The following is a 14,640-nucleotide window of genomic DNA, read 5'->3' on the forward strand; positions in this document are numbered from 1 at the left end:
CAAAACAGCCAAGGAACACCTCTTTTTATCGTTTATTTTTCCAATGTGTTTAGAATCAACTCTGCATTCTGTTCAACAAATGTAGCATCAAGCATGCTTTCATGATCTCCATAACCATCACAAATGGAATACTCCCCACTTGTAGAATGCTCCCACATTCGGATATCTCCACGTATATGTTTACTTTGACTCTGAAGAGATTTAATAACATGAATATGAGCGGCAACTTGTCCAGAATTCATTAAACTATCCAAATATGCATAGTATCTTTGAATCTTCTCGCCAACATGATTATGGAAAAAATCTCCTTCACTTTGCAATTGCGGATATTTTTCCAACATAAGATCTACCGTTTCTTTCGCATATTTACGACTCTCTTCCGTTGTAAGCCGCTCTGAATTTATTTCTGTAATGTAAAATGAGTCCAATAAAATGAGCTGGCGAACCTTATCCCCCTGTTTTTCAAGAGCTTTTGTAATTTCAAAAGCCAAATTGCCTCCCGCTGAAATCCCTAGAAATACGTAAGGTCCCTCTGGCTGAACTTCTTTTATAAGACGGATATATTCTGCAATGAGACGGTTCTGTTCGATCTCAAGAAAGTTGAAACTGTACAATCGATAGGAACCAAGGAATTCAGCAAGCCTTTGATATACAACCCCTAAAGCAACTACCGGCGGAAAACAAAATATGTTTCGGTCTCCTTCTCCCTGTGGATTAAACAACATTCTTTCGTTAGAAAGGTCACTAATCTGCGTCTCAGGTGAAGAAACTAGGGACGCCATCTCTCGAATAGTTGGTGTCACAAATATCTGTCGAATTGGAAGCTCTATTCCGTGCCCTGTAGCTAATCTCGCCACAAATTTAATTACACTTGTCGAATCCACCCCCAGTTCAAATAAAGAATCGTCTATGCTAATGGAACTGTACTCTAAAATCTCTTCCCAGATTCGTACCATAATACACTCCATCTCCGTCACTGGAGCTTCATATTTCTTTTGAAATATGGTTTTAGCCGATGGCTCTGGCAGTGCTTTTCGGTCTAATTTACCATTAGGTGTTAAAGGAATTTGTTCAAGACCAATAAAGTGGGTAGGCACCATGTAATTTGGCAATGTACGACTAATACCTTCTTTAATATCCTGGATGCTCAAACTTGGTTGGGTCACAATATACGCGCACAGTATTTTATTTCCTCTCGAATCCGGGGTATACAAAACCACTGCTTCCTTTACTCCAATAATTTGAAGAATTTGATTTTCGATTTCGCCAAGCTCTACACGATAACCACGGATTTTTACTTGCTGATCGTTACGTCCCAAAAATTCAATATATCCTTTTGAATTCAGAATTCCTTGGTCTCCAGTTCGATATAACCTGCCAAACTTCGGATGATTTAAGAATGAAGATGCCGTTTTTTCTTCTTCGTGAAGATAACCTTTGGCTAAACCAGCGCCTCCAATATAAAGCTCACCTTTTACACCTACTGGACAGAGTTCCTGATCGTAATTCAATACATAATAAGTTTGGTTAGCTAATGGCATACCGTAAGGTATGGAGGCCCAGTCTTCATGTACTTCATATACAGGATAATAAATGGACCAAATAGAAGCCTCTGTTGCCCCGCCCATACTTACTACGTTCGCGTGAATATATTGTCTGCAAATTTTATCCGGTAGACTGAGAGGTACCCAGTCTCCACTAAGAATGACCAAACGCAAAGAACTGTTTTTCTTACGCGATCCAGACGACGAAGGAATATTATTCCAGTAATAACATCTTTCCTCTTCTTCTCCAAGTACATGGTTCAACATCAAGTCCATTATAGCTGGTACGGAGTTCCAAATTGTAATTTTATGTTCCTCAAGTGTCTTGGCGACTTCAGTAATATCACGTTGATCATCAATAAGTACGATAGCCGCTCCAACCGCTAACGCTCCAAATAGATCATAAACCGATAAATCGAAACACATGGATGACAATCCAATTATACGATCCTGCTCATTCACATTGAATTTACGATTAATATCCTGCACCGTATTAGCTACTGCCCCATGTGTAACAATGACTCCTTTAGGTTGGCCTGTACTGCCTGAAGTATAAATCACGTAGGCTACATCATCAGGATCATGTTCGACCGGGAGTGCTTCACCAGAATAAACTGCTAATCCTTCCTTAACATACAGATCCGGTTCCAACGTTAATTTACAACCACTGTGATCCCTAATATATTCACGACGTTCCTCCGGATAATCAGGATCAATCGGCACATAAGCCGCTCCGGCCTTCAATATACCTATTATATTCACAATGGTTTCAATACTCCGATTGGCTAATACACTAATAAAATCTCCACGACACACGCCATGTTCATGTAAATAGCGAGCCACCCTATTCGAACGTTCATTTAACTCCTGATAAGTGATGTGGCTGTTCTTATAAATCACCGCAAATGCCTCTGGCCAACGAACAACCTGCTGTTCAAACAAGGAATCGAGTGTAGAGCTTGGAATTTCTTCACAAGTATCATTAAAAGCTGAAATCAGATGATGATTTTCACGTCCCCATGGGAACCTATTTGCCGCATCTGAGTTTAAGGAAAATTCCAGCAGCATAAAGTACTGGTCAAACATCGCTTTAATTAATTCCGAATCAAACAGTTGTTCAACATAATCCCAAGTGATCGTGAGTCCGCCATCTACTTCCAGAACCTGATAATCTAAAAAAACTTGAGAGGTTTGAGAAACCGCTGTCTTTACATCCCCCATAAAATAAATAGACTCATCTGTACCTTTTCCTGTATCCAGTAACATGCTTGTGAATACAATGGGCATCGCTGCCTTATGGGTTTCAGCACCACGTTGGCGTATAATCTCTCTGATAAATTGAATTCCGTCGTAGTGCCTATGTTCGAGCGCCTCCATCAACACGTTTTGCACGGATTCAGCTTGCTCCCAGAAAGATTTTCCTCCTTCAAGCGTGATGTCAAGCAACATAACAGACGTAAAGTCGCCAATCATCTTATATACATCTTTATGAAATGGATAACGATTAAAAATAGTACAATTGAGCGCTAATTGAGATTGATTGCTCCAGTAAGACAACACTTTGGCAAATACAGTACATAGTACTGCAGTTGGTGTCAGGTGATTCTTTTGTGAAACTTGCTTTAGCTTTTCGTATAGTTCCCTATTTAAGTGTTTGGTTGCCCTTTTGAAGCGCGGTTGTACAATCATGCTTGGAAAGGAAATATACGGCAAGGAAGGTGGATCAGGAAAGTTATTCAATTTGTTCATCCAATACTGCCGATCCCTCTTATATATTTCCGAAGATTTGAATGCCGTATAAGCCATCATATAATCTCTGAAAGTAATATCCACACCTGCCAGGTCTAAGTCTGGATCATGGTAAAATTTCATAATTTCCTGGTGAATAAATTGAAAGCTCGCCCCATCCGTTATTAACATGTCATAACCAATAAAAAGATAAAACGTTTCTGCAGAACATTGATAAGCCTTATACTCGAATAGAGGCCACTGATCAGTCTTGAAAATGTAGTGAGACATGCGCTCTCTTTCCGTCAGTATTCTCTGTTCCTGAGCTTCCTTGGAGAGATCCTCAATCGGGATAATCTCAATTTGGTATTCTGGCATATGATCTAATATTTTTTGCTGTCCGCTCGGCAAAATAATCGTCCGAAGCATAGTATGACGTTCAATAACTTTTTGTAGAGCTCGATTAAACCGATTCATGTTCAATGAAGTTTCTAACTCAATATATACGTGTGTCGACACTCCACCCATTTCAAAATGGTTCTCGCGTCCCATCAGATAAGCCATCTGTACATCAGTTAACGGAAACGGTTCATACATATGTTCCGGATCAGGTGTTAACTCCGGATACACGATGGCCGCTTGTGTATCTACGCCTTCCTCGATCCGTTCTGACAGCTTCGCTATGGTATAATGCTGCAGAAAGTCTCGTAGATTCAAATCTATTCCCATTTCCCTGCTTATTCTGGTTCGGATTTGCACCATCAGAATCGAATTTCCACCCAATTCAAAGAAATGATCATGGATTCCAATTCGTTCGACTCCCAATACCTCTTTCCATATTTTCGTCAGTTTCTGTTCCGTTTCATTTCGTGCTTCTTCGTATTTCAACTCCATTTGCTGCTCCACATTCGGCATCGGCAGCTCTCTTCGATTTACCTTGCCATTAGGGGATAACGGTATTTTCTCCAGTTCGATATAATACGACGGCACCATATAATTCGGTAGTTCTCGCTGTAAATATATTCGCAGTTCCTCTGAGGTTACTTCCTCCCCATCTGGAACATAGTATGCACATAGAAATGCGTGATTGCGGTCATCCCTTTGTTCCATCACCACTGCATTTTTGATGAATTCATGTGCTAGCAGACGCCCTTCAATTTCTCCTAACTCTACTCGGTACCCCCGAATCTTTACTTGCTGATCCTTCCGTCCCTGAAATTCGATATAACCTGCCGGACGCCATACTCCATAATCTCCGGTTCGGTATAATCGGCCCAGCTCTGGATGTTCCACGAAAGATTCCTGGGTTTTCAGTTCATCATTCAGATAACCTGCTGCAAGCCCCATCCCACCAATGTACAGTTCCCCTTGTACATGGACCGGGCAAGGCTTTAGCTCATAGTTCAGTACATACACCTGCTGGTTCGCCAGCGGTCTACCATAAGGAATCGAGGCGGTCTGTCCATCCCATTCCCTGATTGGGTAGTAGATGGACCAGATCGAGGCTTCGGTCGCTCCTCCCAAGCTAATCACTTCTGCATGTGGACAATGTCGCTTAATTTTCTCTGGCAAGTGCAGCGGTATCCAATCCCCGCTAAGCAACACCGTTCGAATTCCATCATTGTAAAAGTCAGCCGTGACGTTGGCGAGCACCATTTCCATAATAGCCGGTACGGAATTCCATAGGGTGATGCCTAGATGCTCTATCGTGTATATTACATCATCGACATCCCGCTGATCGTCAATCAATACCAATGCCGCTCCGGCTGCCAAAGCACCAAATAGATCATACACGGACAGATCAAAACACATAGAAGACAAACCTATCATCCGGTCTTGCTCATGAATACCGAATTTATGATTAATATCCTGAATCGTATTGGCTGCTGCTCCATGAGTTGTGATTACGCCCTTGGGTCGGCCTGTGCTGCCCGACGTATAGATCACATACGCCACATCGTCCGGATGATACTCAGTCGGCAGAGCTTCGTCTGAATATCCTGCTACTCCGGCTGTATCGTACAACTCCGGTTCTACAGTTAGCTTACATTGACTGTGCTCGTGAATGTAGTAGCGCCGTTCTTCCGGATAGTCCGGATCTACCGGTACATAAGCTGCTCCGGCTTTTAAAATACCTATAACGTTAGCAACAGTTGCTATACTCCGACTCGCCAATACGCTAACATAATCACCACGACATACACCCTGCCCTTGCAAGTAACGGGCTATTTGATTTGAACGTTTCTGCAGTTCTCCATACGTAAAGCATTCATCCTTGTGCATTAATGCTACTACTTCTGGAGTGCGTACTGCTTGCTCCTCGAACAGGCCATGCAAGGTGGTGTATGGTATCGGTTTCTCTGTATTATTATAGCTCTCCATCAACTTCGTTTCTTGTTCAGTAATTCTCATGCAATTAGTATTCAGAGTTAGTGTATCAATATATTGCTTGAACATTGAATGAATTACATTTTCATCAAATAGTTGCTCAACATAGTCCCAAACGATTCTCAACGAACCATTGTCCTCAAAAAGTTGGTGATCCAAATACACTTGAGACGTCTGTCCGGCCCCCAATTGTATCTCACCTAGTTCATACCAACTAACTTCGCCTCTTTCCTTGCTCCCCAGCAGCATGCTTGTAAAAACAACAGGCATAACAGCACGATTACCATAATTATGGTATTTAGATATTTCCCGTATCAATTCAATACCATCATAATGCCGATGCTCAAGTGATTCTAAAAGGCATTCCTGGATCCGTTTAGCTCTCTCCCAATACCCTTTCTCGGATCTGAAATCAATTTCTATTAAAATTACGGAAGTAAAATCCCCAATCATGTCTTTTACGTCTTGATGAAACGGCAGTCTGTTGAAAACGGTCAAACTCACGGCTAAATGAGGCTGATTACTCCAAAAAGCCATCACTTCTGCATAAGCAGTAAGAAGAGCGGCTGTAGGCGTTATATTGTACTGATACGCCTGCTTTTTAATTTTCTCCCAGGTTTCTCTATCGATTTCTTGCTCCAGACGGCAAAAACGAGGCTTAGTCACACCGGACGGATCCGCTTTCAAAGGAAGTTCCGGAGCTGAAGGAAAATCCTCCAATTTATTCAACCAATACAGTTTGTCCTTTGTATAGGTTTCTGAATTTTTAAAATGCTGCAATGCCAAAATATAGTCCCTGAATGTGCTCTGTAACTGTGATGGCATCCAATTGGGCTCATGATAGAATTTAACCAGCAGCTTGCCGATCAGCTGAATACTTGCTCCATCCGTAATCAACATATCGTAGCTGACAAACAAATAATGAATTCCTTCAGATAATTTAAAAGCTTTATATTCAAAGAGCGGCCATTGGTCTGTTGGAAATACATAATGAGACATTCTCTCTCTTTCTGACACTATCCGTTCTTGTTGCTCAGACGAACTCAAATGGGTAAGGTCAACCACTGTTATTCGATATTCCGGTACGTTCTCCAGAATAACCTGCTCTCCGGTAGGAAATACGACTGCGCGCATCATGGGTTGATGTTTAATGACCTGTTGTAATGCACAATTAAGTCTGTCTAAATCAAAGTCTGTTTTGATTTCAGTATATCCATGCGTTGACACTCCACCCAGCTCAAAATGGTTTTCGCGTCCCATCAGATAGGCCATTTGCACGTCCGTTAGCGGAAACGGTTCATACATATGCTCCGGATCAGGTGTTAACTCCGGATACACGATGGCCGCTTGTGTATCTACACCTTCCTTCATCCGTTCTGACAGCTTCGCTATGGTATAATGCTGCAGAAAGTCTCGTAGATTCAAATCTATTCCCATTTCCCTGCTTATTCTGGTTCGGATTTGCACCATCAGAATCGAATTTCCACCCAGTTCAAAGAAATGATCATGAATTCCAATTCGTTCGACGCCCAATACCTCTTTCCATATTTCCGTCAGTTTCTGCTCTGTTTCATTACGTGCTTCTTCGTATTTCGAATCCATTTGCTGCTCCACATCCGGGATAGGCAGCTCTCTTCGATTCACCTTGCCATTAGGAGATAACGGTAGTTTCTCCAGTTCCATATAATGCGACGGCACCATATAATTCGGCAGTTCCCGTTGTAAATATATTCGCAGTTCCTCTGGGGTCACTTCCTCCTCATCTGGAACATAGTATGCACATAGAAATGCATGATTGCGAGCATCCCTTTGTTCCATCACCACTGCATTTTTGATGAATTCATGTGCCAGCAGGCGTCCTTCAATTTCTCCCAGCTCTACCCGATACCCCCGGATCTTGACCTGCTGATCCTTCCGTCCCTGAAATTCGATATAGCCTGCCGGACGCCATACTCCATAATCTCCGGTTCGGTATAATCGGCCCAGCTCTGGATGTTCCACAAACGATTCCTGGGTTTTCCGTTCATCATTCAGATAACCTACCGCAAGCCCCCTCCCACCAATGTACAGTTCCCCTTGTACATCCGCCGGACAAGGCTTTAACTCATAGTTCAGCACATACATCTGCTGGTTCGCTAGCGGTCTGCCATAAGGTATCGATGCGGTCTGTCTATCCCATTCCTTGATTGGGTAGTAGATGGACCAAATTGAGGCTTCTGTTGCTCCTCCCAGGCTAATCACTTCTGCATGCGGACAATGTCGCTTTATTTTCTCAGGCAGCTGTAGCGGTATCCAGTCCCCACTGAGCAACACCGTTCGAATTCCATTATTGTAAAAGTTAGCCGTGACGTTGGCGAGCACCATTTCCATAATAGCCGGTACGGAATTCCATAGGGTGATCCCTTGATGCTCTATCGTGTAGATGACATCATCAACATCCCGTTGATCGTCAATCAATACCAATGCCGCTCCGGCTGCCAAGGCACCGAACAGATCATATACAGACAGATCAAAACACATAGAGGACAAACCTATCATTCGGTCCTGCTCATGGATGCCGAATTTATGATTTATATCCTGAATCGTATTGGCTGCTGCTCCGTGTGTTGTGATCACGCCCTTCGGTCGGCCTGTACTGCCCGATGTATAGATTACATACGCCACATCGTCTGGATGATAATCCATTGGAAGAGCTTCGTCTGAATATCCTGCTACGCCGGCTGTATCGTACAACTCCGGTTCTACAGTCAGCTTACATTGACTGTGCTCGTGAATGTAGTGGCGCCGTTCTTCCGGATAGTCCGGATCCACCGGTACATAAGCTGCTCCGGCTTTTAAAATACCTATAACGTTAGCAACAGTTGCTATACTCCGGGTTGCCAATACGCTAACATAATCACCACGACATACACCCTGCTCTTGCAAATAGCGGGAAATCTGATTCGAACGTTTCTGCAGTTCTCCATACGTAAGGCATTCATCCTTATGCATTAAGGCCACTGCTTCTGGAGTACGCGCTGCCTGCTCCTCGAACAACCCATGCAAGGTGCTAGGCGGTACAGCCTTGTTCGTATTGTTGTATAATCGGATAGCTTCCTCATTCTCTATTTCAATTTTCAGATTTGAAGAATAAATAGCTTTTAACAAAAGAGAATCAATGATTTGCGTAAACTGTCTGAACATACCTTCAATCATTTCTGGCGAAAACAATTCCTCTACATAATCCCAAAATAACCATAATTCATCCGCTACTAACGTAGCCTGAAAATCAATATAGACCTGTGAGGTTTGCGTTATTCCTGTTTTCAAGTTTCCTAATTGTTCAAGACCGGGTATGCGTTCTGTTTTATTTTCAGAAAGCACAGAGGTAAAAACATACGGAATTACAGCCTTTCCATGTCTAATCCCATGATGTCTCACAATATCCCTAATAAACTCAACACCCTCATAGTGGCGATGCTCCAATGCATCAATTAATACAGACTGAACATCTTTGGCCTTTTCCCACAATGACGTACCAGGTTTAAATGAAATGCCGAGCAACAGGTTTGATGTAAAGTCACCTACAATATGTTCTACCTGTTCATGAAAGGGATAACGATTAAAGACTGTAAGATTAATGGACAAGTTCTCTTGATTGCCCCACATGGAAAGAAGATATGAATAAATGGTCGCAAGCAAAGCAGATGGGGTCACTCCATTTTGTAAAGCCAGCTTTTTTAAAGAAATCCACTGTTGTTGATTGTATATCTTCTCTTTTCTTTGAAATTTTGGTGCTGTTATTTGTTCTGGATTACATTGTAAAGGGAGAACAGGCGCTAATGGAAAATCTTCAATTTTATTAAGCCAGTATTTTCGATCCAGCTCATATATTTCAGAGTGCTTCAAATCTAAATAAGCAAGAACATAATCGCGGAAGCTGAAGTCCAATTGGGGCAATTCGGCATTCGGATTGTGATAGAAATACATCAGATCACGACCGATAATATCCATACTTGCTGCATCAGCAATGAGCAAATCCCTGCCCATACATAATAGACATTTATTATTCTCAAGCTGAAAAGCCTTAAATTCGAACATCGGCCACTGTTCAGGAACAAACACATGGTGTGACATCCGGCTTCGCTCCAGATGAATTCGTTCCTCTTGTTCTCTTCTTGTCAGGAATCGAAGATCTTCTATAGCCATTTGATATTCAGGCACGTCTTTAAGAATAACCTGCTCGCCGCTTGGCATGATAATTGCTCTTAGCATCGGGTGTCTCTGAATGACTTTATTCAAGCATTGATTAAAATGCATCATGTCAACGTCAGTCTCCACCTCGGTATATACATGAGTGGAAACGCCGCCCATTTCAAGCTCATCATTTCGACCTAGAAAATATGCCATCTGAATATCAGTTAGCGCAAAAGGAGCGTATATTTGTGCTAAATCGGGAAGCGCTGTCGGGTATATTTTTTCACTAAGCTCTCTTGTTCCACATGTTATGCAATGATTAATAATTTCTAAGAGATGATTCTTGAAATTCAGGGCAACTTCGGTCAGTGTATCTTCATCATATTCATGCTTATTGTATATAAAAGAAATTCTTAGCTCGTCCTCCATGACTGCTGCCGTTATATCAATGGAATAACTTCGCTCTGATTGCGGATCAAGCATTTGGCCCTGAGACATATCAGAAAGCGTAAAAACTCCCTGATCTATACTTTGGGAAAATTCACCTAAATAGTTAAAGCAAACTTCAGGACGAAGTTTCCACTTCATTACTTTATTGTGTTCCAGAGCAGTAACATATCTTAATAAACCGTATCCGATCCCTTTTTTCGGAATTTGGCGCAATGTTTGTTTTACATGTTGAACAGTATCCTGTACAGAGCAAGATAACGGAAGATCAATTACTACAGGATACATTGTTGTAAACCAACCGATCGTCCGAGAGACATTATTATCAGGGACTATATCTTCTCTCCCATGCCCCTCCAAACCGATAAGAATCTGGGTATGATCTGTCCAATCTCGGAATGCACTCCCTAATGCGGCTAACAATATATCATTAATTTCCGTATTGTAAGCCTGATTGGAATGACGAAGCAGATTGTCTGTGTCCTGCTTGGATAGTTGCATATTAATCGATCTCGTATCCTTGATAAAGTTGGTTGAACATGTGTGATCCTTAGGCAGAGGCTCAATATGCCGCTGATCCATATTCATCCAGTATGGAATCTCATCAAGTAATACCGGACTGTTCGCATACTCCTCCAGTGCGCTAGCCCAGCTCTTATAGGAAGTCGTCCTATACGGTAATGAAGGCTTTTCTCCAGAACTAAGCTGTTTATAAACCTGTGTGATATCTTCCAGCAATATTCGCCAAGAAACACCGTCGATTACTAGATGGTGCGCAACAATAAGGAGATGATCCCCTTCAATGGTTTGGAATAGTCCCAATTTCAGTAGAGGGCCTGTAGTTAAATCCATACTCATATGAATCTTTTCTGAAAAATTTGCGATACGATCCCTTACATCAAATTCACTTGATAGATCTACAACCTGCAACCAAGCTGACCCTTTCATTTCCTGATTTGTTTGTACAATAGAGTCTTGCTCGCTTGCATACATCATACGCAGAGCATCATGATGATAAATAATATAATTCATCGTTTCTTGAAGGATGTCAGGTTCAAATCCTTCTTTTCTATACAACATAAAAGACTGATTCCAATGATGCCGTTGTATCCCCTGATGTTCAAAAAACCACTTTTGAATAGGCGTAAGCGGAACGATCCCTTCAACGACACTCTGATCTACAACTTTTGTTTGTACAGCCAACACCTGAGTTAATTGTGCAATCGTCGGATTCGCAAAAATATCTTTAATTCCGATATGCACCTTATGACGTTGTAAACGTGATGACACTTGAATGGCTTTGATAGAATCTCCCCCAAGCGCAAAAAAATGGTCGTGAATACCCACTTTTTCTACACCCAGAACTTCTTTCCATATCTCTGATGTCACTCTTTCAATATGATTTCTTGGGGGTGTGTAGCCTGTAGATACCTTTACTGTGATGTCCGGTATTGGTAAATTCCTACGATCAATCTTTCCGCTTTGCGATAGTGGGAATCTGTCTAACTTTATAAAATAAGACGGCACCATATAATCTGGAACAGACTGGACAAGATAGTCTTTTATAGCATTTTCATCAATAGATTGAGATCCAATAATATATGCGCATAAATATCCATTATTTTCGCCATCCATACATAATGTAACTAATACTTGCTGAATACCTGCATATTGTAGTAGAACGTTTTCTATTTCTCCAGTTTCAATTCGGTACCCCCGGATTTTGATCTGAAAGTCTTTTCTCCCCATGTACTCAATATTTCCATCATTCATCCATCTTGTTAAATCGCCTGTTTTGTACATATGTTGACCGATTCTAAATGGATCTCTTACAAATTTCTCTTTTGTTGCTTCAGGAAGATTCACATATCCTGCTGCTACGCCTGTACCCGAAATACATAATTCTCCTGCTACACCAACTGGCTGTAGTTGATCATCCTGGTCTATAATATACATTTGAATATTATCTATCGGCTTGCCGATTGGGATGGAATCCATCTTAAAATCAGAAGGACAATCAAAATAAGAATCGTGTATAGTACCTTCAGTCGGTCCATATAGATTAGAGAAAACAATGCTTCTATCTCTTCTCCATACATCGTTAAACCGTTGAACATGCCTGCATGTCAGTGCTTCTCCACTGGTAAACACTTTTTGTATAGATGATAAACGCTGAATATGTCCTTCCCCATATTCCAAATAGTCTAAAAATGCATGTAACATGGATGGCACAAAGTGGATTACAGTTACTTTTTTTTGTTCAACTGTATGGATTATGCTCTCAGGATCTTTTTCAGCTCCAGGCTCCAACAAACATAGAGTCGCTGCACCCTGAAAATACCACCAGCACAATTCAAACACGGACACATCAAAAGTGTAAGCTGTTTTTTGCATGATAACATCCGCTTCTGTGATCGAATACTTTCGTTGCATCCACAACATATTGTTGACAACGGACCGATGCTGTACTATTACCCCTTTCGGCTTGCCGGTAGAACCTGATGTGTATATGATGTAGGCCACATCATCAGGATGATTAACACAATTAAGATTGGTGTTATCCTCGTTATCAGACAAACTTATATCCATGAGCAGGATTTCTATTTCTAAACCTACAAGGCGTTCATTCCATCTTGTCTTTGTTAAGACAAGGTTAGTTCCACTGTCTTGCAGCATATAACGAACACGGTCTTTGGGATAGTCGGGATCAATAGGTATATAAGCACCACCAGCCTTATGAATCGCCAATATAGCTATGATCATTTCAAATGATCTTTCAACCATTATTCCAACGCTCTGGTTACTACATACTCCCTTGCGTCGTAGTATTCTGGCTAATTGATTGGCACGTTTGTTAACCACTTCATAGCTCATATTTTCTTCACCAAGGATCAGGGCGGTTTTGTCAGGATAAGCTATAGCTCTGTCCTCAAAAAATTCGTGTAAATTTTTCAGGTCAGAAAAAACATGTTCTGTGTTGTTGAATTCTGTTAATATGCGTTCTTTTTCATCTGGTGTGAGAATTGAAATATTTCTAACAAGTATATGTGGATTTTCAGTGATGGCAGTTGTGACTGCACGAATATGTCCAGCAATCTTTTGAATATCTTCATTTGAATAGCAAAATGCATTATATTTTAAGCATACAGATATTTCCTCAGAGGGTATCACAATGATATTGAAATCATAGTTTGTCTGATCTTTTAATTCAAAATCATAGATTTTCAACTCATGTACATGCTGTCCGTCTAATAAATTGAATTCCAAAGGTACATTTTCAAAAACTACAATATGATTAACTAAATTCTCTTTCAGAGGCGTAGGCGCTTGTATCTTCATCAGAGGATAATGACTATGCTCTTGGGACTCAATCATTTGCTCATGGATTAATGACAACAGGTCTTCAAAATGGATATCTTGCTCGAACTTTATTCTTACTGGATTGGTATTGATAAATATTCCGATCATTTGGTCGATTCCGGAAACCGCTGCATGCCTTCCTGAAACGACTGTCCCAAAAACCACATCATTGGTATTATTATATCTTTTTAGCACGATGCTCCAGATTGCTTGAATAACAGCGTTCATCGTTACACGATAGGCAAGTGCCAATTCCTTAAGTTTTTTAGTCATTTCCCGATCGAAGGTAAACTTAACTTGTTCCTGCAAATAACCTTCCTTTTTCTGTTTTGGTTTCCATGGTAGACCAGTGGACTGTTCAATCCCCTCTAAATACTGGTTCCAGTATAAACTTGCAGAATCTTGATCCTGTTGTTTAAGCCATTCGATATAATTTTGAAAAGAGTGGATTTCCTTTAGATCAGGTGATCGTTGCGCAGATAAGGCACTATATATTTCAAAAAGCTCTTGTACTATCGCACTCAAGCTCCAACCATCCACAATAATATGATGAAAGCTTAGAAGTAACCGAAAATGTTGCAGGTCCGTCTGAAATACAGTAAGCCGAACAAGCATTTCAGCAGTTACATCGAAACCTTTAATTTTTTCCTCACTGGCATAATGAGATATAAATTCCATCTGACTATTATGATTCATTTCAGTCAAATCTTGAAAAATCATTCTATTTTCCAGATGGTCTACGACCATTTGAATGGGTCGCTTCGCTTTATCAACATTAAAAAGCGTACGGAAAACATCATGTCGCTGTACAAGCAATTGCATACTCTTATTCATAATGTCTAGTGAGAGAGGCCCTTCCACACTGAAAAAAAGCTGAACTATAAAATTACCCTGATTTTCTTCACGCAATGTATGGTACAGAATTCCTTCCTGCATTGGTGTTAGCGAATAAATCTTTTGTAAAAGTTGTTTAGACGACATGACTAGTTCCCTCCTG

General features: G+C 41.0%; 1 protein-coding gene. It reads right to left on the reverse strand.

The features are described 5' to 3' along the window. Positions 1-32: 32 nt before the first annotated feature. Complete coding sequence (locus ACQW03_RS04720) at positions 33-14,624, reverse strand: amino acid adenylation domain-containing protein (protein ID WP_441948492.1); 14,592 nt, start codon at positions 14,622-14,624, stop codon at positions 33-35. Positions 14,625-14,640 lie beyond the last annotated feature (16 nt).

It is taken from the genome of Paenibacillus sp. DRB1-1, assembly GCF_052119485.1.
Lineage (GTDB): Bacteria > Bacillota > Bacilli > Paenibacillales > Paenibacillaceae > Paenibacillus > Paenibacillus polymyxa_B.

Coding starts and splice junctions, on each gene's coding strand:
- ACQW03_RS04720 (WP_441948492.1), bottom strand. CDS start 14,624: ATGTCGTCTAAACAACTTTTACAAAAGATTTATTCGCTAACACCAATG.